The 24,452-nt window shown below is 42.4% G+C and carries 22 protein-coding genes; 12 read left to right on the forward strand and 10 right to left on the reverse strand.

Going from position 1 to position 24,452, the window contains the following annotated elements:
• Window positions 1-215: 215 nt before the first annotated feature.
• The 3 genes from LIX84_RS03375 to LIX84_RS03385 all read right to left on the reverse strand — a co-directional run bounded on the left by LIX84_RS03375 (window position 216) and on the right by LIX84_RS03385 (window position 4,208).
• Window positions 216-1,964, reverse strand: coding sequence for a formate--tetrahydrofolate ligase (locus LIX84_RS03375; protein WP_226420627.1), 1,749 nt, complete (start codon window positions 1,962-1,964; stop codon window positions 216-218).
• Between the two features lie 236 nt (window positions 1,965-2,200).
• Window positions 2,201-3,505, reverse strand: a complete 1,305-nt coding sequence (locus tag LIX84_RS03380; RefSeq protein ID WP_226420628.1) for an inosine/guanosine kinase — start codon at window positions 3,503-3,505, stop codon at window positions 2,201-2,203.
• Window positions 3,506-3,737: 232 nt separating this feature from the next.
• On the reverse strand, window positions 3,738-4,208 hold the full coding sequence (locus LIX84_RS03385; protein ID WP_005397614.1) for a CreA family protein: 471 nt from the start codon (window positions 4,206-4,208) through the stop codon (window positions 3,738-3,740).
• Window positions 4,209-4,474: 266 nt separating this feature from the next.
• On the opposite strand from LIX84_RS03385, the gene LIX84_RS03390 reads away from it, so the two are divergent.
• Together LIX84_RS03390 and LIX84_RS03395 are read left to right on the forward strand one after the other, a co-directional pair.
• Window positions 4,475-4,984, forward strand: coding sequence for a flavodoxin (locus LIX84_RS03390; protein ID WP_226420629.1), 510 nt, complete (start codon window positions 4,475-4,477; stop codon window positions 4,982-4,984).
• 194 nt (window positions 4,985-5,178) lie between these two features.
• The gene (locus LIX84_RS03395) at window positions 5,179-5,847 is read left to right on the forward strand and encodes an HAD-IA family hydrolase (protein WP_005397612.1); all 669 of its coding nucleotides are present in this window, start codon (window positions 5,179-5,181) and stop codon (window positions 5,845-5,847) included.
• A gap of 429 nt (window positions 5,848-6,276) precedes the next feature.
• Here LIX84_RS03395 and LIX84_RS03400 read toward each other — a convergent pair whose 3' ends face one another.
• Window positions 6,277-7,707 carry a methyl-accepting chemotaxis protein gene (locus LIX84_RS03400; protein WP_226420630.1) on the reverse strand — a complete coding sequence of 477 codons (1,431 nt, stop codon included), beginning with the start codon at window positions 7,705-7,707 and terminating at the stop codon, window positions 6,277-6,279.
• A 568-nt stretch (window positions 7,708-8,275) separates the two neighbouring features.
• On the opposite strand from LIX84_RS03400, the gene LIX84_RS03405 reads away from it, so the two are divergent.
• Complete coding sequence (locus LIX84_RS03405; protein ID WP_226420631.1) at window positions 8,276-8,878, forward strand: acyl carrier protein phosphodiesterase; 603 nt, start codon at window positions 8,276-8,278, stop codon at window positions 8,876-8,878.
• 67 nt (window positions 8,879-8,945) lie between these two features.
• Window positions 8,946-10,205 (forward strand): DEAD/DEAH box helicase, encoded by a 1,260-nt coding sequence (locus LIX84_RS03410; RefSeq protein ID WP_226420632.1) that lies wholly within the window; start codon window positions 8,946-8,948, stop codon window positions 10,203-10,205.
• Between the two features lie 27 nt (window positions 10,206-10,232).
• Here LIX84_RS03410 and LIX84_RS03415 read toward each other — a convergent pair whose 3' ends face one another.
• Both LIX84_RS03415 and LIX84_RS03420 read right to left on the reverse strand, forming a co-directional pair.
• On the reverse strand, window positions 10,233-11,021 hold the full coding sequence (locus LIX84_RS03415; RefSeq protein WP_226420633.1) for an EAL domain-containing protein: 789 nt from the start codon (window positions 11,019-11,021) through the stop codon (window positions 10,233-10,235).
• A 185-nt stretch (window positions 11,022-11,206) separates the two neighbouring features.
• Window positions 11,207-11,839 carry a hypothetical protein gene (locus LIX84_RS03420; RefSeq protein WP_005395531.1) on the reverse strand — a complete coding sequence of 211 codons (633 nt, stop codon included), beginning with the start codon at window positions 11,837-11,839 and terminating at the stop codon, window positions 11,207-11,209.
• A gap of 186 nt (window positions 11,840-12,025) precedes the next feature.
• On the opposite strand from LIX84_RS03420, the gene LIX84_RS03425 reads away from it, so the two are divergent.
• The 3 genes from LIX84_RS03425 (at window position 12,026) to LIX84_RS03435 (ending at window position 13,548) form a co-directional block, all read left to right on the forward strand.
• Entirely contained in the window at window positions 12,026-12,268 is a 243-nt protein-coding gene (locus LIX84_RS03425; RefSeq protein WP_005395529.1) for a DUF2164 domain-containing protein, read from the forward strand.
• 174 nt (window positions 12,269-12,442) lie between these two features.
• Window positions 12,443-12,982 (forward strand): cytochrome b, encoded by a 540-nt coding sequence (locus tag LIX84_RS03430; protein ID WP_124007873.1) that lies wholly within the window; start codon window positions 12,443-12,445, stop codon window positions 12,980-12,982.
• Window positions 12,979-13,548: a YceI family protein gene (locus LIX84_RS03435; RefSeq protein ID WP_226420634.1), complete on the forward strand. Its 570-nt coding sequence runs from the start codon at window positions 12,979-12,981 to the stop codon at window positions 13,546-13,548. The genes LIX84_RS03430 and LIX84_RS03435 overlap by 4 nt, the downstream gene beginning before the upstream one ends.
• A 138-nt stretch (window positions 13,549-13,686) precedes the next feature.
• Here LIX84_RS03435 and focA read toward each other — a convergent pair whose 3' ends face one another.
• Complete coding sequence (gene focA, locus LIX84_RS03440) at window positions 13,687-15,138, reverse strand: formate transporter FocA (protein ID WP_012842317.1); 1,452 nt, start codon at window positions 15,136-15,138, stop codon at window positions 13,687-13,689.
• Window positions 15,139-15,442: 304 nt separating this feature from the next.
• Between focA and LIX84_RS03445 the strand changes: the two genes are divergently transcribed.
• Both LIX84_RS03445 and LIX84_RS03450 read left to right on the forward strand, forming a co-directional pair.
• Window positions 15,443-16,348 (forward strand): LysR substrate-binding domain-containing protein, encoded by a 906-nt coding sequence (locus LIX84_RS03445; protein ID WP_005395522.1) that lies wholly within the window; start codon window positions 15,443-15,445, stop codon window positions 16,346-16,348.
• 434 nt (window positions 16,349-16,782) lie between these two features.
• Window positions 16,783-17,265, forward strand: coding sequence for a DUF1097 domain-containing protein (locus tag LIX84_RS03450; RefSeq protein WP_226420838.1), 483 nt, complete (start codon window positions 16,783-16,785; stop codon window positions 17,263-17,265).
• Window positions 17,266-17,416: 151 nt separating this feature from the next.
• Here the strand turns inward: LIX84_RS03450 and LIX84_RS03455 are convergent, their stop codons facing one another.
• A complete protein-coding gene (locus tag LIX84_RS03455; RefSeq protein WP_104972571.1) occupies window positions 17,417-19,051 on the reverse strand; it encodes an ATP-dependent endonuclease in 1,635 nt (544 codons plus the stop codon).
• Window positions 19,052-19,328: 277 nt separating this feature from the next.
• On the opposite strand from LIX84_RS03455, the gene LIX84_RS03460 reads away from it, so the two are divergent.
• From LIX84_RS03460 to LIX84_RS03470, 3 genes are all read left to right on the forward strand, one after another.
• The gene (locus LIX84_RS03460) at window positions 19,329-21,071 is read left to right on the forward strand and encodes a bifunctional metallophosphatase/5'-nucleotidase (protein WP_226420635.1); all 1,743 of its coding nucleotides are present in this window, start codon (window positions 19,329-19,331) and stop codon (window positions 21,069-21,071) included.
• A 623-nt stretch (window positions 21,072-21,694) separates the two neighbouring features.
• Complete coding sequence (locus tag LIX84_RS03465; RefSeq protein ID WP_012842313.1) at window positions 21,695-22,714, forward strand: TerC/Alx family metal homeostasis membrane protein; 1,020 nt, start codon at window positions 21,695-21,697, stop codon at window positions 22,712-22,714.
• A gap of 278 nt (window positions 22,715-22,992) precedes the next feature.
• Window positions 22,993-23,184 (forward strand): hypothetical protein, encoded by a 192-nt coding sequence (locus LIX84_RS03470; protein WP_005376351.1) that lies wholly within the window; start codon window positions 22,993-22,995, stop codon window positions 23,182-23,184.
• 191 nt (window positions 23,185-23,375) lie between these two features.
• Here LIX84_RS03470 and LIX84_RS03475 read toward each other — a convergent pair whose 3' ends face one another.
• Window positions 23,376-23,933 carry a PhnA domain-containing protein gene (locus LIX84_RS03475; protein WP_005395511.1) on the reverse strand — a complete coding sequence of 186 codons (558 nt, stop codon included), beginning with the start codon at window positions 23,931-23,933 and terminating at the stop codon, window positions 23,376-23,378.
• A 289-nt stretch (window positions 23,934-24,222) separates the two neighbouring features.
• Entirely contained in the window at window positions 24,223-24,432 is a 210-nt protein-coding gene (locus tag LIX84_RS03480) for a YgdI/YgdR family lipoprotein (protein ID WP_041853072.1), read from the reverse strand.
• Window positions 24,433-24,452: the final 20 nt, after the last annotated feature.

Consider the following 24,452-nt stretch of genomic DNA (forward strand, 5'->3'; position numbering starts at 1 on the left):
GGTGAAGTGCTAAGTAGGCCGTGCATCAAATTGGCGCAAGATTATAGGGAAGGGGAGAAAATAAGTATGGATTTACAATGTAAAGTGGAGATAAAACAGTAAGATAAAGATAATCAAGCACGCCTCTTCGTCTGTCCAAAGTGAGTGGATATAGAAGTAAACCACTCACTCTTTAAACGTGCTTCCTTTATAGTCAACTATACGTTGATGTTACACTAAGAGAGACCGACGATATTTCCTTCATTATCAAGGTCTAAATTCATAAATGCAGGTTTATCAGGCAAACCTGGCATAGTCATCACCGTGCCTGATAACGCATACACAAACCCAGCGCCAGCACACAGACGTAACTCGCGGATAGGGACGGTAAAACCTGTCGGCGCGCCTTTGACAGCGGAATCTGTTGTTATCGATAGTGGGGTTTTCGCTATGCAAACCGCTAAGTTGTTAAAACCTAGATTTTCAAAATGGTTGAGCTGTTCAGTAGCAAGGGAACTCATTTCTATATTGGCGGCACCATAGCCAGCTTCACATACAGCCATAAGTTTTTCGTGTAATGATTGTTCTTTATTGTATAAAGGACGAAACTCTGTAGGCTGGGTACAAGCGTCAATAACATGTTGAGCTAACTGAGTTGTGCCTTGCCCGCCTTGCGCAAAAGCGGTGCTGATAGCGACTTTAACTTCCGGATTAAATTTCTGAACCAGCTCTTCAAGTTTTTTAAGCTCTTTCTCACAATCTTGCGGAAACTGGTTAATAGCGACAACAGCTGGAATGCCATATTTATGAACGTTATTAATGTGCCATTTTAAGTTTTCAAATCCCGCTTCCAATGCTGCTTGGTCTGGATTAAAAATGGAATCTGGAATGGCCATACCTGGTCGTAAATCGTAGTGTCCAGAATTTGCTTTGAGGCCGCGTAATGTCGCTACTATCACTACACAATCTGGCGCCTTGCTGGCGGCGGCTGCTTTAATATTACACGCTTTCTCAAATCCCATGTCCGAACCAAATCCCGCCTCTGTTACAGTGTAACTTGATAGTTTTAACGCGATATCGTCGGCAATAATGGATGAATTTCCATGGGCGATGTTTGCAAACGGGCCTGCGTGAATCAACGTAGGAACACCTTCCAGAGTTTGCATCAGTGTCGGTGCAATGGCCTCTTTTAATGTCACTGCCATTGCTCCTGCAACTTGCAGATCCTCCGTGGTTACCGGGTTTCCGTTCAAATCGTACGCTACGACAATTTTCCCAATACGCTGACGTAAATCTTTTAAATCTTTAGCCAGTGCAATGATAGCCATTAACTCAGACGCGGCAGAAATATCGAACCCTTCGTCGCGTTCGTATCCATTGATGACTTTTCCTGGCTCATTTAACCCAATTTTGACTTTACGTAGTGCACGATCATTATGGTCCATTACTCGTTTCCAAGTAATGCTCGCCGTATCGATTTTAAGTGCCTTTAATCCAGTACGTGCTTCAAAGGCATCATAGCCTTCTCGCTGTTCATGATACAAGCGAGCATCAAGCGCGGCTGAAGCTAGATTATGCGCCGTCGTCACCGCATGGATGTCACCAGTAAGGTGCAAGTTCAGTTCTTCCATTGGAGCAACTTGGGAATAACCACCGCCAGCAGCACCGCCTTTAATACCGAATACAGGCCCCATAGAAGGTTGTCTAATACATGCGATAACGGATTGTCTAAGCTTAGCTAAACCTTGCGCCAGTCCGATTGTTGTAACGGTTTTTCCTTCGCCAAGTGGGGTAGGAGTGATCGCAGTAACAAGCACAAGCTTACCGTTATCATTCTCTTTGAGCCGCTCCAAACATTTTGGATGGACTTTGGCTTTGTGCTTCCCGTGAGTGTCATATTCTTCGAGTAATAACCCTACTTTTTCCGCAATAACATCAATAGAAGAAAGTGGTGTGTTTCGGCAAATTTCAATATCTGACTGCATGGATAATCCCTAAAGTGACTCGCAGGTAGTGTTGAAAAACAATCTGAGTTGGAGCAAGTATTATTGTTGGGTAAACGTTTGCTTGGTGATGGTACTGTTTCGATTCTGTATGTAAAGAGTTTACTGCTCTATACTGTGCTACATACTAACAAAATCTACTAATTACTGCGCCAGATCAAAACAAAAAGGCCACCAAATGGTGACCTTGATGTATTTTTAGCTTTAAAGCTGTGATCTTAACGATCCCAGTAAGTTTCTTCTAAGCTATCTTCTCGTTCAGGAAGTGCTCGCGATAGGCGAGGAGAGTGTTGCGTCAACACTTCATAGCTTACTCGGTTTGCATATTTACAGATCTGAGAAAGTGATGAGTAAGTCAAACAGTGTACTTCGTGCTTTTCTGAGTTAGGCACTTCTTTTTGATGGAAAGAGTTTGCAGCCATATCATGCAGTAAAGCAGAAAGCGCCGCATCACCTGCGCCGTTGGTGTTCTTAATCTCTAGTGGACCCCCCAGGTAAGGACCAATGTAAGAGTATACCTTCATTGGCTTCTCACAATCTCCTTTACGCATCGCACGACTAAATTCGTATTGGTTAAAGGCTTCAATTGAACTTTCAAGAATGTCGTGTGTGGTTTCTCGTTTTACTTTTTCGTCAGTGTAACCTGCCATGTATAGGCCATTTGGCCCAGCAGTACATAGAACAAGATCGACCCACTCAAGTGCTTTATCAGCAGCCGCAAGCGGTTCTGTCTCGCCTGTTAATGCGGCGCCTTCTTCTTCATTCATTGCAACAACAGATATGTTCTCGCGAATGTACTCTTGCCACCATTGTGCGTTACCTTCGATAACGTACTTTGTGCCTAAAGTCAGTACAACAGGGACATCGTGCTTCTTGGCAAAGTCGATCGCTTTTTGTACTGCTTTCGGCATTGGATCCTCTTCTTTACCGCGCATTAGGTAAGAAGAAACAACCAGAGCTGATGCTTTCTCAAAGATTTCTTCAGGAATGCTTTCCGGAAGTAGTTGGTTCATGTGACCTTCATTGATAGCAAATGTGCGTTCACCATCTTGAGAAATCAGGGTATAACAACGACCAATAGGACCATCTACTGTTTGTAGGTGGTTGAGGTTCATGCGTGAAGACGTGCGGCAAAGGTAACGGTAAGCAAAAGAACCAACTTGAATGTTCTTGGACATCACACCGAGCAAAACGGATTTGCTATCCGCCAATACTGAGTAATTGTGGAGCGTGTTGCCAATCGTGTCACCTGGGTATTGGTGTGTGATCAGGCCTTGCTCAACCAGTTCTTCGTAAAGTGCATCTGCTTTGCTTTCTTCAAGAACGAGTGAATGTCCTTTACTTAGGTTGTATTTTTCTAAAAACGCATCATCTACACGCGCTTCGATATCTACGATGGTTTGACCGACACCAACAATAGTTGGGCGATATAGCTTAGGCGCTTGTCGGATTTGGTTTACTAATGGATCTCGAGCGTGAGTTGGGAAGTAGTGTTTAGATTTACGCTGACCAGGAAACTTCATGCTTGTTCTTGAGTGAGAAAAAAAAGAGGCGGGATTGTATCACAAAAAAATGAAAATCGTGGCGTTTTATTACAAAGAAGTTCGCCCGCTGAAAAAATCAGCGAGCTGGAGAAATTGCGACCAAGATAGCCTAAATTACTGATGCTTATAGTACTGCAATTGGTCGCTTTTCAGATTGTTGATCGGTTATTCTCTTTAACAACGAGCTTGGAGCTACCCAAAATTAGCTGCGTTACTTTTTCACTTCAGTTGGTTCAACGTAAGCCTTGGTGCCCCAAAGTGGAACCGTCGATAGGCTGTGCTTAAAGCTACCGTCTGTCTCTTTTGTTGTGTAAGACAGGTAGAGTAAGGTTTGGTTGTCTGCATCATAAATTCGGCGAACCTTCATTGTTTTGAAGAAAATACTTTTTGACTTCTTAAATACAATTTCGCCAGACTTACTTTTATCTATTTTTGCAATCATTTCCGGCGTGATTTCGCCAGTCTGACGACATGATATTGAGCTGTCACTTGGATCCGCTAAGCTAAAATCGGCTTCGATAGAAGCTATATGACACGTTACCCCCGTGACTACCTCGTCTTTTAATTCACCTACTTTGATGTCTTTCAAAGTAAACCAACCGAGTCCTACATCAGCAACATCGTTATCTGAACAACCAACCAGCGTAGTAGCAAGCAATGCACTTAACAGCATCTTTTTCATTATTTTTGTCCTTAACTAGGAAAGATATTGATGAAATCTATCAGAGGTTTGCAACTAAAACAAAATTTAGCCAAGGAAAGGTCTACGCACGCTAGGTTTGTTGTGGGCTTCATGCTAATGTACAGCTCTAAACGAAATGATGAGTTAGAGTGACCATACTTTCTCCCAATATGTTTGACTTTATATCGCTTGTCGCTCTGTCTAAGCTTCACTCTATGTGAGAATGAAACACTCTGCACATTTCGTTTTGCAACTAAGGTATCAAAATGAATGAACAACAGTTAGCCAGTATCGAGCGTAAAAATACATGGCTGTATGATTTGGTTGAAGTTGAATTTCCAACACCAGAGAGTCTGAAAGGGCGTGATGTCTATTTCAAAGCACTAGAACAAGCAACCTATCAAGTGGTCGACAAAGACACGCTACTTGAGAGTAATTCTGAATTTAGCTCTGACGATATTTTTCTGGTCGATTTTCACCGACTTACTATCATGTTTTCTGTCCTGCAGTCTCAGCGTTGGGATCAACAGTACGATAAAGATATGATTGTGGAATATCTCACTCAGATAATTCTAACGCCAGATTTTGAATTATATGTTGGTTTTAAAGCTGGAGCTCCAATTGGTGCCGCTATTATTAGCCACCTTGAAGGAAACACGCTTATCTCTGATGTCGCGGTTTCTGAATCAAAATACAAGAGTTCGTTTGTGGCGGATCTTGCTAAAAGACTAAGTAGCGAACACAAGCTTTTAGATTCGGTGATTATTGAAAGCTAATTTACGCACTCAAATGCATAAAAAGCAAAGCAAGATGACGATAGGTGATCTTGCTTAGAAAAACTGTAATTGCTCCCCTCTATTTCCATGAAATGCCAAGCTCGTCGTTTCAACAATCCCAAACTTAAATAAGATTAAGCCAACATTTTTAAAATCAGCTAGGGCATTAGCCTTTAAGATGTCTGGAGATGGCTATGGCAATTACCAATATTAAGTGCGTGATATTTGATTGTGATGGTACGTTGGTCGATAGTGAACGATTGTGTTGCCAAGCTCTCGTCAATGTATTTAACCTGCATGGCGCAGAATTAACGATGGAAGAGTGCGTTTCTCATTTTAAAGGAGGAAAGCTCGCTGACATCCTTTTAGATACTAAAGAGCTGAAAGATATCAAAGTCCCTATTGATGTCTTAGAGCCGCAATACCGTGAAGAAGTCCAGTCTCTTTTTGTTCGCCACTTACAGCCGATGGATGGCGCAAAGCGATTAATTCAGTTTTTAGATTCGCATAATATCGAATATTGTGTCGCGTCCAATGGGCCGAAAGATAAAATAGAATACGCATTGGAGTTAACAGGATTGCTCGATGCTTTCCAGGGGAAAGTGTTCTCTGCATTCGATGCGAATAGTTGGAAGCCTGAACCTGACTTAATTATGTACAGTGCAATGAGCATGGGCTTTTTACCGAGCGACTGTCTTTATATTGATGACACACCTAAAGGCGTAGAAGCGGGATTAAACGCTGGCATTAAAACCGTACAGCTATTTAATGGTGAGGCAATCAATCGTGTTGATGATGAACGCGTAATTCGCATTCAACATTTAGATGAATTAAAAGAGCAGCTATTTAGCTGCTCTGTTTAATCTCTTAATGGCACACCGTACTTAAGCTATGGATATGTTTAAGTTTGGACTGTAGGTAAGGGGTTTGATGTAGGCATTGGATGGATGAGAAGCTTTTTGTATGAAATCCGCAAGCAGCGCATGTGAATTTCTCTCCATCCGATGAAATGAGATATTCATCCCCCTGGCAGAGAGGGCAACTTAGGTTTTCGATGTCTTTTGTATCTTTGTAATTATTCATATTGTTTTCCAGCAGCAAATTGGAATTGGCAGGATTAAGCATAGCGGAACGCTTTGTTTATGAACATTATTTCATCAGGTACAGCGAGAACTTGAGATTCACTTCAAATATCCACTTGTGTGTAGTAGAAAATATCGACGATAACGGCTGAAAACGGTTTAAAGAAAAGGGCACCTGAGGAGCCCTTGTTGATCATAAATGCTGCAAAGTTATGCTGTGCGGTAGCGTTGTAATACCTCACCAAGAGACACTGACGCCTGAGTGAGATTAGCTACCCCTACGGTAGATTGCTCTGCAACTTCTCTGATTGTGCTCGACTGGCTGCGAATTTCTGAAAGCTCAGATGCAATATCGTTGGCGACTGCGCTTTGTTCTTCTGCTGAGGTGGAAATTTGGATACTCATGTCCATCAATGAGCGTGCGGATTCAGCAATAGACGTCACATCATGACCAATTTCATCAATAAGCTGGCTACTGGTTTGCGCTTGTTGAACGGTTCGATCAGTGATTGAAGCAATGTTCTGGCTCTCGGTTTGTAGTTTCTCAATCATGGCTTGAATTTCTACTGTTGCCTGTTGAGTTCGGCTTGCCAATGTACGCACTTCATCAGCAACCACAGCAAATCCACGACCTTGTTCACCAGCGCGTGCTGCTTCAATTGCCGCATTCAGAGCCAATAGGTTGGTTTGTTCTGAAATGGCATTGATCGTTGTGATAACGTCATTAATCTGCGTCGTGTTTTCATTTAAATTGGTTACTGACGTGGAAGCCTGTTCAATATAGCTGGATAACGTCTCAATTTCTCCAATCACATTTTGCACGCGATTTCTGCTTAGCTCGATCTTTTGAGCATCCTGATCGGATTGCATCGTCGCTTGTTGGGAAATGCTGGATACTTCTTTTGCAGAGGCTGTCATTTCTTCCATTGCTGTCGCGACGGAATCGAGTGTTTGATATTGATGAGATATCTGCGTTTCGCTCAACTGCATATCTTTTTCGAATGCAGAAGATGTCTCACTCAATGTAGCCGCATTATTTTTCACACTGTTAACCAGTTCACTTAAGGTGTCCATAGATTTATCTAACGCGCAACCAATGGTGCCAAACTCGTCTCGGCCAGGATGAAAACCAAGGCGAGAGGTTAAATCACCTTCACCAATTTTTTCGGTTGTCGTATATAAAACCCACAGGGCGCCTCCTATAAAGGTCGCAACCCAGTAAGAGAAAAGGGCAAAAGGAACAACCCATAAAAAGCTGAGTAACAGAGAGGTTGAGGCTGACGACTTTGCAGATTCGTATTGCGCGGATACGTTTTGAGTCAACTTGATCACTTCGCCAGAATGCAACTTTGCATAAGCGGTGACAGAGCCGTCAACAAAAGAGCTCTCGCTTACGCGACTTGATTTCGATACGCCGTCAATTTGTGGAACATGACCTGGTTGAGCGTCAACAATACCAGAAAGTTTCGCTTCGCTAGCAGAAATCGCTTGTTGTTTAAATTGTTGTATTTCATTGAAGTAGCGGCTTCCAGCCACAGAAGTGAGGGCTACTAAAAACAGCAGGAATATAACCCACATTTTGTCGTTGATAGACATCTTGATAAACAGCCTGTCTATCGTTCTAAACTCAACTTCTCTCATTTAAAGCTCCATTAGAGATAAAAGATATTGACCAAATCTATTGCTATATCGAAACAAAATATGCGAAGTTAATCAGCAAAATATGTAACGAAAACTAAATTTAGTTTAAGAAATGAGATCTAAGGACGCCTATAACGGTATGTTATATCTTTAAATTGACATAAATATTGATAAAAGAGCTATTTCTCTGAAGTGCTAAGTAGATATGAAATCTGGTTGCAAACGTTTACTTTTGATTCTGCTCATAGGTTTTTAAATCTTTACTTCTCGCTGTCATGAATGTGTCATATAAAGACTATAAAAAGGAGTTGTTGACGTGGATATGGCAAGGCCAAGCCGTCAGCAAGTACAAGCAAGAGAGCTTAAAATAAAGGAGGTCACAATGAGCGACCAATACCAAAACGATGAGAGCCTAGAGCTGCTAGATGCGCTTGAAATTGGCATTATCTTGTCGGAATACGTTGGCTCAGACAACGAAGCCGAATAGCGGAACACTCTCATCTCGTCGTAATTGACGTTATACTAAGTTCATGTCACACCAAGCCTTAAAGGCCAAAACTGGCGTCGGATGAACTTTCTAGCCCACCTGCATATCGCAGACCACTGTAACAGCCATTTATTGGGAAACTTGCTTGGAGACTTCGTAAAAGGAGATCCAAGCAAGCTGTATGAACGTGATATCTCTAACGGCATCAAATTACATAGATTTGTTGACAGCATTACTGATCACCATCCTATTGTTAACGAATGCAAACCTCACTTCAAAGGTACTGCGCGGCGCTTTGCCCCTATCGCTCTCGATATGTTCTGGGACCATTGTCTCGCAAAACACTGGAACGACTTTTATGCCGTATCTCTCGAACACTTTGTCGATTCGGCATACGAGCGAGTAAACCGTGACGTTAATGAACATTTGCCGCCGCGCTTTTTGGTGCTCCACAGCCGGATGTGGCACGGTCGATGGCTTCAGTCATACCAAGACATGGATAATATCGAATTTGCACTACATCGAATGTCGCAAAGAAGCCCGAGAATGGCTGACCTTACTACAACATTTAAAGTGATTGAGAGTGATTACACAGTATTGGAAGAGAAGTTCTCGACACTTTATCGAGACGTTTTACGCCAGTCGTATGATTTTCACCAACATCTTATTGATTCAGCCCAATGAAATAGAAAAGTAGTATGGCTATTGGGGCTCTGGTAAACTCTGCGCTCCAAAAATAATGAGGTTACACATGTCTGTTAATTTTGCTGACTTAGGTATTGAACAAAAGCTAATCGAGACGCTAAGCAATCTAAATATCGTGACGCCAACACCAGTGCAAGAAAAGTCTATTCCACATGTCCTTGAAGGAAAGAACTTACTTGCTGCTGCACAAACTGGTACGGGGAAAACAGCTGCGTTTGGTTTACCTATTATACAAACCGTTCAGCAAAAGAAACTCAACGGTACGCCTCAAGCATTGGTTTTGGTTCCAACACGCGAGCTTGCGCAGCAGGTATTTGATAATTTGAATCAGTACTCTGCACAAACCGAACTTCGCATTGTGTGTGTTTATGGTGGTACAAGCATTGGCGTACAAAAGAGGAAGTTAGAAGAGGGCGCTGATATTTTGATTGCAACACCAGGCCGCCTTTTGGATCATCTGTTTAATGGCAACGTAAACATCTCCAAAACCAGTATGCTCGTTCTAGACGAAGCCGACCGTATGTTAGATATGGGATTCTGGCCTGACTTGCAACGCATCTTCCGACGTTTACCCGCCGAAAAACAGATTCTGTTGTTCTCTGCGACATTTGAAAAGCGAATCAAGACTATTGCGTACAAACTCATGGAATCGCCGGTTGAAGTTGAAGTGTCACCAGCAAACACGACGGCAGAAACAGTAAAACAGATGGTTTATCCTGTAGACAAAAAGCGTAAACGTGAATTATTGGCGTACTTGATTGGCTCGCGCAATTGGCAGCAAGTGCTTGTATTTACAAAAACTAAGCAAGGTAGCGATGAGCTAGCAAAAGAGCTTAAGTTAGATGGCATAAAAGCGGTTTCAATTAACGGGGATAAGTCACAGGGTGCGCGTCAAAGAGCGTTGGATGAGTTCAAACAAGGTAAGGTGCGTGCGTTGATTGCGACAGATGTAGCAGCACGAGGGCTGGATATTCAAGAGTTAGAGCAAGTGGTGAACTTTGATATGCCATTTAAAGCAGAAGATTATGTCCACCGTATAGGCCGTACTGGCCGTGCAGGAAAGTCAGGTCTAGCTATCTCTCTAATGAGTCGGGAAGAAGAATATTTATTGCATGCTATCGAGAATTTGCTTGATCAACGCCTACCGCAAGAATGGTTGGCAGGCTTCGAGCCAAGCCTTATAGAAGAAGTCGAGCCTGAGAAAAATGGTAATGGACGCCGTCGAAGCCGTTCATCAGAGAAGCGTAAGCTAAAAGCAAAATTAGCGATTCATAAGAACCGTGGTAAATCACGTAACTCTCGCTAAACCGCACAAACTTTTGTTCTTACATAGTCAGGCTGTTTTTGCCTCTTCATAAACGTCTAACGTTTGCGGGATAGCGAGTAGGTATCCTTGATACATATCGAAACCGAGTTTTTTCATTAAGTTAAGTTGATGCTCGGTTTCAATTCCTTCGATAACGGTTTTAGAGCGCAACGTTCTTGCTAGTGATAATGCATCGACTAGAGCTTTCCAGTCACCATTTTCGTATCTCAGCATTAACGAGCGATCCATCTTTATTATGTCTGGACGAACGCCTTTCACTCGTTCAATTGTTGAGGCATTGACGCCATAATCGTCGATCGCCAATTTAAACCCGCCTTGGCTTAATTCACGAGCTGCTTGCGACAACGAGGACTCGTCTTCTACGTTCAACTCAAGCAACTCCATGACGATTGGTTCATTTACTAAATGAGATTGATAAATGGTTTGTTTTAGCAGCCTATTGTACGTGATGTCTCTGGCTAGTATTTTTGCTGCTTCTGGTAATACATTAAGAAACAGTTGTTTATTGTGAAAGTGAGATTGGGCAAAGTTTTTGATATGAATTAGGCGACTTAAGCGTTCGACATTGAGTAGGTCTTGAGCGGCAATGGTTTTTGATTGGAAAAACTGATCTGGCCTGATCATGGTGCCATTAGCATTGGTAATTCTTACTAGTGCCTCAAGTCCAACGATAGAAATATCTTTTTTATATATAGGTTGAAAGACACTTCGAAGAGTGAGCTTTGCGTATTTCGCAATATATTGCCCGTCGGCTTGTTTGCGGATGCAACTAAGGAGTTGCGAGGTGCTCATCATTGTTACAACAACCTAAATCAATGCTTCTACATCAGCGCTATCGTGCTAATTTTTATTTCATTGGCAGTGAATCTAAGTGGGCTCATGAACTCAAGCAAGAATGATGGTAAAAGATGATTAGATTTGTCGAGTGATATCAAACAAATTGATGAAATGACTGACAATCTTCCTAATGCAATTTGATGTTACCATTGTAGTACTGCATACAGTTGTAAGTATTTTCTGACCAACTGTTGTTTGTTCGAGCGACGTAAAGGATGACCAAACTTAATGTAACAAGGACTAATGCCAAATCGAGTGTCTAACGATTGCGTGAGCTGTGATTCGCTGGTGTACAGCGTGATGCCTTGCTCCGTGTATTCGTTGATCTGATCGGGCAGTTCACCCATCCACCAATGAAGCAACTCTCGGCTCGTTTTACTGCGACTGATCCAATGATCACAAACTAAAAAGAGTAGATCATTCGGTTGCAGCGCATAACCATATTCGCTTTGCCATTCCGTAATTGATGAGAGTAAGTTTTCTCGACAAGATTTTCCCGCACTGACCATATGGTGGCTCAGGACCCAAACCGTGCCTATTTCAGATGAAATACGGTAGTGATGAGGAAGGTCCGGAGTATTTAAAACTTCAATTGGTTTTACCACGCTGTTGTATCCGAAGTGACGGAAAGTGTGTTCCATTCTTCTTGAAAACGCGAGACCAAGATGATGCTCACTCATGCCTTGGTTATGTACCGCAGGGTAATGCTTTTCACACAGCTTAAGACAGTCGTCTTGAAAATCATTAACACTTTGAATCACTAGGTCGAGTAGCAAAGAATATCCCTTAATAATTAACAAAACGAACTGCAAAAGGTTAGCATAGTCTTTTGAGAATAGACTAATTTACTTCGGCAACTTCTTGATCTAAACACCAAATTTCTCACAAATGATCGCGCCTACTCTTTAAGAGAGCAAGACGATAGAAGCACACATAGAACAAAATTCTGAAAAAGGGCAAAGATGATAAAGTTAGAACGTGCACAAAAAGAAACGCTGGCAACCGCCATTCAAGATTATATGCAGGACGAACTAGATGTTGAGATTGGCCAGTTCGATAGTGAATTTCTTATTGATTTCATTACAGAAAAACTAGGGCCAATTTATTACAACAAGGGAGTGGAAGATGCAAAATCACTGGTTGAACGTAGAATGTTAGAAGTGTCCGAAGAGCTGTATGAGATAGAACAAGAAGTTAAGCTGTAAGTTTCAGTTTTATAAACGATTTAAAGTTCCTTCAAAAAATTCGAACAACTTGATAGATACGGTGCCATTGGCTGGATGTAAATGATGGTAAATAATCTGTTTCATATGACGTAAATAGGTTAATGTAGTGTTTCTTGCTCAACATTAACTTAGGAATATATCTAGGAACTTGAGATGGATACACTGGTAAAGAATTACAACCTTACTGCACGCGTGATGCACTGGTTATCTGCGTTGTGCATTATTGGTCTATTTGCAGTGGGTTTGTGGATGGTCGACCTTAGCTATTACAGCGAATGGTATCGAACTGCGCCACATTACCATCGCTCTGTCGGTATTTTACTCGCTATTTTAACTTTGGCACGCATTGTATGGAAACATGTTACGGCGTCACCAAAGGTAGAAGGCAAACCTTACGAAGTGCTTGCTGCTAAAGCAGCGCATGGTGTTATGTACCTACTATTGATCACCATCTTTGTTTCAGGTTACCTCATTTCAACGTCTGATGGACGCGGTATCGAAGTGTTTAATTGGTTTACCGTGCCAGGAGCGGGAGAGTTATTCCCAGGACAATCAGACATAGCGGGTGAAATTCACTTCTACGCAGCTTGGGCCGTCATCCTGATAGCAGGTTTGCACGCTATTGCTGCGCTTAAACACCACTTTATCGATAAAGACAACACATTAAGAAAAATGTTAGGAGCTTCAAAATGAAAAAGTCACTCTTCGCTACAGGATTAGCTATCGCTATGGCACTACCATTTGGTGCGCAAGCTGCAGATTATGTCATCGATACCAAAGGTGCTCACGCTTCAATTAACTTTAAAGTTAGCCACTTGGGTTACAGCTTCATCAAAGGTCGTTTCAATACATTTTCTGGTGACTTTTCTTTTGATGAGAACAACATTGCTGATTCAAAAGTGAATGTTGTTGTTGATACAACTAGCTTAGACTCCAACCACGCTGAACGTGACAAGCACATTCGTAGTGGTGACTTCATTGATGCTGGTAAATACAGCGAAGCGACCTTTAAAAGCACAAAAGTGGTTGATAAAGGTAATGGCAAGCTAGATGTAACTGGTGATCTAACGCTACACGGTGTTACTAAGCCTATTACTATCGAAGCTGAATTCGTTGGCGCAGGTAGTGACCCATGGGGTGGTGAGCGCGCTGGCTTCGTTGGTAACACTCGCCTTGAGCTTGCTGACTTTGATATCCCAGTAATGAGCGCTTCAAGCTATGTTGATATGGAACTTCATATCGAAGGCGTTAAGAAGTAACGAACTTCTTTTAGATACAGTAAAAGCGCTCTTCAACGAAAGAGCGCTTTTTTATTACCTCAATCACAATCGACAACATTGGCAAGCCAGTCAGTGACAGCGATTGAAAGCCAACAGACGTTGCAAGCGTTTAATGAATTACGCTGTTTCTAACTCGTTTTTTTCTACTAGGTTTAAACGCTCACCAAAAATCGGGCGTAGTGCTTTTAATACTTCAGTACGAGTAACAACACCGACCATCTGGCCATTTTCAAGTACAGGAAGTACTTGTGGCTTGCTCACTTTGATGCTTTTTGCGCGTTCTTCTAAAGATAAAGATGTCATGCGAGTGGCGATGCCCATGCTGCTCGTTGGGTACAACTGCTCTTTATCGATACATAGGAATTCGACAACATCAACGAGACGATCACCAGCATCAATTGCGACCACATCGCGGCTCATGATGTCGACGACTTTTTGGTCTTTCACCGGAATGTAGTCCTCACACCATAGTTCTACCATCACATCGTGAGCAGAGAAGAAGCCAACCAATCGATTTTGTACGTCTACAACAGGTGCGCTAGTTACGTTGTTATCAAGTAGCACATCTAGTGCGATTGCTATCGGTGTTTCTGCACTGATGGTAACTGGTTTTGGGTTCATAATGTCTTTAACAAAAGATGCGTTTTTCATGGTGAAATCCTTAACTGACGAGAGTGTTGTAGTCGTTGTGATAGAAGATATATTCGCTGCTTTTAGTTCTGGTCGGCGAAAAATGCACCAGTTTGCAAGACCAACTAAAACCGCTCCGCCGACGATGTTGCCAAGCGTGACAGGAATTAAGTTAGCGGTAATAAAGTGCCCAATATTTAAGTCTGCGTACTGTGAAGCGGGCACACCGACAGAGGCCCAAAAAGACTCAGGTGCAAAATTCGCGATAACAATGCCAAGTGGAACCATAAACATGTTCGCGACACAGTGTTCAAAGCCACTGCTGACAAACATGGCCACAGGCATGATTGTCATTGCTGCTTTTGTCATTGCATTTGCAGAGCTAAACGTTAACCAAATCGCGAGGCAGACCAATAGGTTACAAAGGATGCCGAGCGCAAACGCCTGAATGAGAGTGTGATGAAGCTTGTGCTGCGCGATGTTAAGCGCATTTAACCCCCATTGACCGCTATCCATTTGATAAAGACCAGCTGCAGTAACTAGCGCAAGTAGGAACATCGCACCAATGAAGTTGCCAACGTAAACCTTGCCCCAAATAGAAAGCATTTTTCCGAACGAGATTTGCTTATTGGCCCATGAGATACTGGAAAGAACTGAGCTGGTAAATAGTTCACCGCCGCAGATCACGATGAGGATCAAGCCCATACTAAATGCTAATCCGCCAGCAAGACGGCTTAAGCCCCAACCAGCGCCAGCGCTGCCAGTAGTCACCGTGATGTAAAACAAGAACGCCAATCCAATGAACGCGCCCGCCATGATGGCAAGACTCAGTGTCATACTGCTGGTTTTGTTTGCTTTACTTAACGCAAATTTTTCCGCTTCAGCCATCATTTCTTTTGGAGAAAAGTACTGGTGATTTTGAGAGCTGGTCACCGCCATATTGACTCCTTAATTTGTAATCGCATAAAAATTCCTTGGTTATTAACTCAAAAATGAAATTGTTGTTTTTATTTAGAAGCCTCAATGACTTCAGTCTCAAAGTCATTGAGGCTTGCGGTGTTCCCGAACCGCACAGTCAGAATAAGGAGCAGGGTTTGGTAGGTAAAATTGATAATATTTAGAAACCTCATCAAATTAATTGATAACTTTATGCGGCTAGGTAAAATGAACTCTATTGCTTATTGGGGCATGTTTTTAACGATTGTGAGGGTATGAAAAATACTCACCAATAATGGAGGACACTTTGCGCTACTCACTTAAGCAATTAGCGGTTTTTGACGCAGTTGCAGATACCGGCAGTGTAAGCCAGGCCGCAGAGAAACTGGCTTTGACACAATCAGCGACAAGTATGTCGCTTGCGCAATTAGAAAAAATGCTTGGCAGGCCTTTATTTGAGAGGCAAGGCAAGCAAATGGCGTTAACCCATTGGGGTATGTGGTTACGACCAAAAGCAAAACGCTTATTACAAGACGCACTGCAGATTGAAATGGGCTTTTATGAGCAACATTTGTTAAGCGGTGAGATTCGCATGGGCGCGAGTCAAACTCCGGCAGAGCATCTGGTTCCAGACCTTATCAGTATCATTGATAATGACTTTCCAGAAATGCGTATTTCCCTTGGTGTGCAGAGTACAAAAGGGGTTATTGATGGCGTATTAGATTATAAATATGATTTAGGGATCATCGAGGGGCGTTGTGACGATAACCGTTTGCACCAAGAAGTCTGGTGCCGAGACCATCTTACTGTTGTCGCTGCATCTCATCATCCTTTTGCTCGCAATCAATCTGTAAGCCTCGCGCAGTTAGAACAAGCGAAGTGGGTGTTGAGAGAGCATGGCTCTGGCACACGAAAAACATTTGATAGCTCTATTCATCATCTAATTGAAGATTTGGATGTGTGGCGAGAGTACGAGCACGTTCCGGTGTTACGCAGCTTAGTTGCTAACGGCCAGTACCTTACTTGTTTACCGTATTTAGATGTAGAGCGATATATAGAAGCGGGTCATCTTGTTGCGTTAAATGTGCCCGAGCTAAAAATGGAAAGGACACTGTCATTTATATGGCGAGCTGATATGGCAGAAAACCCACTAGTCGACTGCATTAAACGAGAAGGTCTGCGAATGATGAAAGGTAAGCCTTCGGTATTGTAAGTTACCACTCAAATAAGCTCTAGAAGTACAGCAATGCCACTCGCTTAATTGGGAGTGGCATATTTCTATGTACAGTATACTGAACTTCGAAGAACAAGCGTGATTCAGGAGCTTTTATGCACTCACTTGGTGATCCATGATTCTGCACGCCGATATTAGCTTCCTAGTCTCGTTAAAGCTTGCTGGAGTGACCTATTGGAACTATCCAACACACATCCTTTTTACCTAGCACTAGAAATACTCATTCCCTAAATCTGTTGATTTATCGGTTGCGTCAAACTTTTAGTGCAAGTCATGAAATTTTTATAACCTTATTGTGATCATTGTCACCGATAAACAAGACTGATGTATCTAACATGTGTCCTTGATTTCAATGTATGAAGGCAGTTATTGAGCCATATGGGTACGATAATAGCCAAGCAGGTACGACTACCATGACGACACTTTTAACTATCTCTATCACTACTGGAATTTTATCTGGCGTATGGGGTTGGATCGCCATTTCTTTAGGTTTGCTTTCTTGGGCTGGTTTTTTAGGTTGCACGAGCTACTTTGCTGCGCCAACTAGCGGATTGAAAGGACTTGGTATCAGCTTAATCACTAATATGACGGGTGTATTCTGGGCAATGGTAATTATCCACGGTTCAACTTACGTTGGTTTGGAAATTATCGGTTATGTGATTACCGCTATTGTGGCATTTTTCATGTGTATTCAAGCGAAACAGGCTTGGCTCGCGTACATTCCAGGCACTTTTATTGGTTCCTGCGCAACATTTGCCGCTGATGGAAACTGGCAACTTGTCATTCCATCTTTGCTGCTAGGTGGTGTGTTTGGTTATCTAATGAAAGCGACTGGACTTTGGTTGCATACGAAATCAAGCACTACTTCTTCTACGCTTGCTGAGCAAGCACAGTAGTGAACCCCCGATCTTATTTGTATCCACTGTGTATTGAGTTTTATCCCTCTCAATACCTTTAATCAAAATTAATGATGTTTGATACAAGCACACCAATTTGGTGTGCTTTTTTTGTATTACAAGGCAAGGTGTGAGTGTGAAATACTCTAACTCATGTATTACCGTTTGCCATGGTAACAACGCGTTTAAGTGTCCAACGCAGAAGTACAGGAATGCATTCCATACCTCGCTCTTCACAGTAAGAGACAATGGCCAAAGCTAAGTCCGGTTTTGCATGCTTTTTCAAAACACGGTTTACGACTTTTTTAGCTGGGATAGGGTGATCATGAGGAACTTTGATGATGTCCTTAAAGAAAAGTTCAAATCCATGATTGTATAGAAAATGTTCGATGTCTCGATCAGGTAACTCTGTAAGTCTATGCCTTTCCTGATCATGATCGAGTTGCGCTCTCACGGCATGCGCGTACTTTTTACCTGCCGGGTCACCATCGGTAACAACATGCCAGTCGATACCGAACTCTTTTGCTACTTTGATCAGTGACTTCAGTCCTGACTGTGCAAATTCAACGATTTGAACTCCTTCCGCAGCTAAGTCATATCCGCATTGGCGAGCCAGTTCATGAAATAACCAAACTTCAGTTTCGCCCTCTACGAGTAACCAACACCGTGCAAACAACGCCCCTGAGCGATGAAAACGAATGTGGAAACCAATTCGGCGTAACTCATCTCTACCAAACTTGGCAGAGTTTAAGCTCTTGGCAATGGTTCGGTCTGACAAGCGAATCAAACGTCGGATTGAATAAAGTGGAACCGAGCCAAGTAACGTACCGCTGTTGGTAGTTAAAATCTTTTGCATTGGCAACAACTGCAATAATGACCACGCTCTAGCGAGATGAGTTGGGTGTAGTCGGCCTTCCGGGTCTTCGATGATCAGTATAGGTCTTGCGCAGCGTCTTAAATCGGTAGGGCCTTTTGCTTGAAGGTAAGCATTGAGAAGCCCCATTAAAAGCAAGCGGCTTTGCTTGTCATTTGTTTCCTTAAGGAATTGACTTAATCCTTTATCAGAGGAAGGGCTTGTATAAAAAAGACCATCACGAGGTTTTCGTGGGTTACCTTTGCTGACACTGCGGAACGCAAAATAGTGTTCGACAAGTGTTTGCATTGAATCGAGACTACTGCGAATCTCCCCCTTGTTTACGTGCCCAGGCATCGCCAATAGCCGTCGGCAGGTGTTGTTGATTCGTTTTTCAATCCGAGCATTTTTGCTGTCGCCGTTGACGTGGTTTAAATCTGGGAAGCGTCGGGAGTCTCGTAGGCGGATAACAGGGTGAAGAGTCATCAACTCTACAGCGAGTTTCTCAGAGTGGTGCAGTTTCTTCGGCTTGCCGTTATGATCCAAAAATGCGTATTCAGTTTTAATATCATACTCGTCGCGAGACGCACTAATTCGATAGTAAATGACCTGCTCACCATCCTCGTTTGTGCACCATGCAGGTTTTATCCGTCGATAACGCCCAGCTTTTACTTCGTTCTTGTCTTGTGCTTTAAAGCAAACAATGATCTGCAAGTGTTGGGTTTGTGGATGAGAAATTGAGTAATCAACGTGAAAATCTTTTAGTTCGAATTGATATAATGAGCCATTAGCAGGTAGCGCGATAGAAAGGGCATCGAGCAATGATGATTTGCCCCACGTGTTCTCACCGATGAGCGTAGTGAGTTCGTCAAAAGAGAGTGAAAGGCGTTTGATGCCTCTAAACCCGGAGATTTCGATGCGTTCTAGTCTCATCTCAATCCTCCTTGCAATTATTTGAATTATAGAGAGTTATTTTGCTACTCCTAAGCATATATTAATTCGAAATATTGGAGTTAAGCTCAGTTCACAAAATTACGAGAGCCCCTTAATGAATAGAGACCGCAACAAGCGACGCTTGCTTTCAAAAGTAGTGTAGATAGCATCGTGATCACTTAAACATGAAATCAAAAAATCACAGTTTCATAAAATTCATGATTCTGTCATGATTCACTTCTTATTATTATAAGGAATGAAAAGAGAGAAGATGAAGATGAAGATGAATAACAATCATAAGCCAGTGAGAATCAAACTGGCACACATCAATGACACACATTCCTACTTTGAGCCAACGTCATTACAGTTAAAGCTTAAGATCAACAATGAACTCACGCTAGAGCCATACGTGAGTGCTGGCGGGTTTTCTCGCATCGCAACCCGAGTAGAGCAGCTACGAGACGACGCTCAACGTCAAGGGCATGGGATGTTATTTCTCCATGCTGGAGACTGTTTCCAAGGCACACTTTATTTCTCATTATTTAAAGGTAAAGCCAACGCCGATTTGTTGAATGCGTTAAAGATTGATGCGATGGCGTTAGGCAACCATGAATTGGATATGGGTAATGAACCTGTTGCCTTATTCTGTCAACGCACTCAGTTTCCATTGCTTGCTGGTAACTGGGATCTATCAAATGAATCGCTTCAAAAGCCTCACCGAGTCAGCGATAGCAACAATGTGTATAGCTATCAAACGGAGACACAAAGCGCACAATACATCGTCAAAGAGTTTCATGGTGAGCAGGTTGCGATTTTCGGATTATCCATTGATAAAATGAGCGATATCGCGAACCCAGATGCAGATACGCCATTTAAGTCTGCAATTGAAACCGCTAAGGCGACCGTAAAACAAATTCACTACTCTGGTATTAAAAATATCATTCTTCTGAGCCACTTAGGTTATGAAGGCGATTTAGAGTTGGCTGAACAAGTTGAGGGGATTGGTATTATTGTTGGTGGACATAGCCACCGACTGCAAGGCGATTTCTCATCAATAGGTTTAGGGCAAGATGACCCTTATGGTGTCAAAGTAAAAGATACCTACGTTGTGCAAGCGGGCTTTCATGCTTTGACCATGGGGCACTGCGTCATTGAATTTGATGAAAACGGCAAAGCAACCATGCTGAGTGGTCAAAATGAACTGTTACTTGGCCGACGTATTTTTTGGGACTCGACACTAAATCAACAGCTTGACCAAGGCGTATTCGAAACCGCGTGTGACTTTATCCATGGTCAACCTAATGTGGTGGTCTGTAAGAAACACCCGGAGACTCAAGCGATCCTAAGTGATAAATACATCCCTCGGGTAAGGCAGTTACAGTCACAAGTCATTGCCAGTATTGACACCAAAAAGCGTCATGTGCGAATCCCAGATGAGTTTGGTGAGAGCGAGCTGGCTTCTTCTGTTGCTCGTTCATTTTTGTACAGCCTAAATAAACGCGGGCATGAGGTCCAATTTGCGATTCATAATGCGGGTGGCGTGCGAACATCATTGAATCCTGGCAACATCACAGTGGCAGATATTGCCGGACGATTGTTGCCTTTTGCCGTTCCGATCGGCTTTTACGACGTAAAAGGCAGTGCTATTCGCCGAGCACTTGAAGGCGCCATAAACAATGCACTCAACAATGGTGTGGAAGGTACTGGCTCTGGCAGTTATCCGTACACTTACAATTTAAACTTTGAGTACCGAGCGGATGCCCCTAAAGGTGAAAGAATTCAGTCATTAGCGATTTTTGATGGTAAACGATGGGCCGACGTTCAAGACGACACCTGGTATCGAGGCACTTCCTCCGCTTATACCATGAAAGGGAAAGAAGGTTACGATGCGCTACTAGAGATGAAAGGCGAGGGGCGTGTAACCAACTTATCCATGGCAGACTGTTTTATTGAACTTCTAACCGATGAGCCAAACTGTTTGAATCAAAGTCACAAACTTTATACACAGCAACACAGGTAGTAGATATTGGTATCGATTTTGCTGTCTTTCAATTGCTACATGCGATGATGAGGGTGGCAGTATGTGGAATAAAGATTGGACAGATACGGCAGTGGTGGTTGCTTGGGTCGCAATTTGGTCAACGTTAGTTTACTTTGTACCTTTGAGCGGTTTTTGAATTGCTAATAACACGGAAGTTAGGAAAGGAGCAGTTATGCTCCTTTTTTGTGTCTATGTTCTCAGAGACATCGCTCCGACTCTTAAATGTATCACCTTGAGTCACTTGCTGATCTTTACATCTAACAAAAGTTCACGAGGTTGAACCAATTCCTTTGTTTTTATATTTCTTTCTGATTTTTAATAAGAATTTTATTTCGATTGGACAAAGCTTTTTTGTTGGAAAGCGTTACATTCGGCGTTATCATTGCGGCGTTTGGGGAGTAGTTAGCGCAAGTTTACTTATCGTCATCTCGTTAAGCATCAGCTTATCCGGTAAGTAAAGGTGTTGCGTGATTCATCCACGCCGACACTTCAACGAGACCAACGCATTCATTGACTGGCAGCACATGATTACTATGTGACTGCTTGTTGTTATTGTCTGCGGAAGGTCACCAAACTCATGTCCTTCCGCCATGGGAGGAAGCATGTCTCTTATCGAAAGTACCACCCAATTGAGCCAATCGGCACCACTTCAAGAGTCATTAGCGATGTATGGCGCTTTTGGCCTTTTTACGCTTGTTCTTGTTGCGCTTGATATCTATCAAACGCGTGGTGGCGTTATAACGATGAAAAAAGCCATCCTTTGGAGTGTTTTCTGGTTCTTACTTGCCTTTGTTTTTGCAGGTTCTATCTATTTATTCTGGGACTTTTACGCACCGCACAGCACTTATACGAACGATAAAGCAACGGTTTCATTCTTAACAGGCTACTTACTAGAGAAGTCGCTAAGCGTGGATAACTTGTTTGTGTTTGCCATCATCTTTGCACAATACAGTGTGCCGGAGCATTTGCGTCCGCGAGCGCTGCTTTGGGGCGTGATTGGTGCGTTAGTTCTACGGGCTATCATGATTGCGGTTGGTGCTCAGTTACTTGCGCAATACCACTGGGTGTTGTACCTCTTTGCCGCATTCCTTATTTGGACAGGTATTAAGCTTGCTCGCGACAAAGGTGAAGCAGAAGAGGTTAACCCATACCCTGAGCAGTTTATTCGCAGAATATTGCCAGTTACGGATGATTACCAAGGAAATCACTTAATCTTAAAGCAAGCTGGTAAGTGGGTGGCAACACCAATGCTGATCGTAGTCGGTGTAATTGCAGTGATGGACGTAATGTTTGCACTGGATTCTATACCTGCCATATTCGCGGTAACACGAGAGCCATTTTTAGTCTTAGCCGCGAACGTGTTTGCACTGTTGGGTTTGCGATCTTTGTACTTTGTTCTGCAAGCGATGTTAGACAAGTTTGTGTACTTAAAACCAGCATTATCGGTGATCATGATGTTTATCGGTGTAAAGATGTTATTGGTGGGAACAGAGTATGAGATTCCGACAACGTGGTCACTCACATTCTTAATCGTTGTGATGACATCAGCGGTTGTGGCATCGCTCCTCAAAAATAAGTCGAACAGTCGCTCTAGCGTTAAAATTACTAATCAAAAAATATAAGTAAAGCGCTAAAAATAAAATAAATAACGAAACTTAATGTTAAAAATATGTTGTTAGTCGAGATGACTTTATGCAGGTAACGTTAAGTTATTCAACATAATTAGACAGTTTATGACTATTTATGCTGTTATTATTCATTTGTATTTTTGATGTTTGTAATGGACTTGTTTTATTAGATAATCTAATCCGAATGGGGAAAATTTGTCATTTCTTAAACAATAAGAAACTGACTAATATACAACCAACAAAACAGACTACTGCTTTAAAGAGAGGCAATCATGGCACAAGCAATGCAAATGACAAATGTAGCTTTACCAACCTCTATGGATAAGAAAACCTACGCGGTTAACTTCAAAGGACTGATTGCTCACTTACTAGACATTCTATTCGTAGATAATACTGCACCACGCAGTTACTATGCGGAAGATTTGTCAGCTCACATTCAAAAAGATATCGGTATGTACCGTTAATCTTGAAATAATGAATGAAAATACCGGCTTATAAGCCGGTATTTTTTTAGCTGCTCAAACGCGAATAACGGAGCTAGAACTCTATACAGAGTCAATACCGGAGTAGAGGAGCTTATTCCAAATTGGTGTTCATTAGAAATGAAAACGGGGCACTAATAGTGCCCCGTTTTGACTTGTAGAGTAATACGATATTACTTCTTACGGCAGTATTCTGCGATCACGTACATTGACTGACCGCCATTTGCCTTGCCCGAAACTAGTTTCGGATCATCACCAAGGCTGATACCACGGATCACTGTGCCTTGTTTGATTACTTGGTTAGTGCCTTTAACTGGTAGGTCTTTGATTACCGTTACATCGTCACCTTTCTTAAGTTCAGTGCCGTTGCAATCCAGCGTTTTGTCATCATCAGACATACCCTTCATCGCCCAGTTCATTTGCTCTTCTTCCATGTACATCATGTCAAGAGCATCTTGAGCCCAGCTTTCAGAGTTTAGGCGAGTGAGTTGGCGCCATGCTGTCACTTGTACTGCAGGAACCTGGCTCCACATGCTTTCGTTTAGACAACGCCAGTGGTTAATGTCTTTTGGTTCATCGATCTCACCCAGACACTTATCACAAACCATGATAGCAGTATCAACGGTCACGTTACCGTGAGGTGGGACAGCGTATGCTGTTAGTTGAGATTCAGAAGAACACAGTTCACATTTTGACTCGCAGCGCGCAAGCAGAGTAGCTTCAATAGACATAAGGACTCACCTTAGTAATGTTATTTTGTGGCGGTATTATCCACTTTATCCTGAGAAATAAAAGGGTGTTAGCGAATTAAAGCCGAGATTTTACAATATTCCAACCTGATTAGGGTGAAGATGTAAAATATTCGCTAAACAAATAATACCTGTATATAAGAAAATGCATTGATTGCTTTGAATTATGAATTGGTTGCTTCATTTCTTGAGGAAGTTAGAGGTTCGTTGTGAGTATTAACTGCGCTCAGAAGTATAGGGAGAGCCCTCTAAATACATAGAGGGCATATTGCTAGCGTTCAATAATCTGCACAATTTGATCTTTTGAAATGCTCATTTCTTTCCCATCCATGTCTTCATACTCGTACATACCCGTTTCTTCGTTAAGGTCTGGTTTTCCGTAAGAAGTAATAATTTTCCCTTCATTTGTCGACATAAGATATTGGCTACTTCCGCATGCAGCAAGAAGTAAAGCAGTGGCCATTATAGTGAATATGCGCATAGAGTTTTCCTTTCAAACAA

Source organism: Vibrio sp. E14 (assembly GCF_020515785.1).
GTDB classification, from domain to species: Bacteria; Pseudomonadota; Gammaproteobacteria; order Enterobacterales; family Vibrionaceae; genus Vibrio; species Vibrio diabolicus.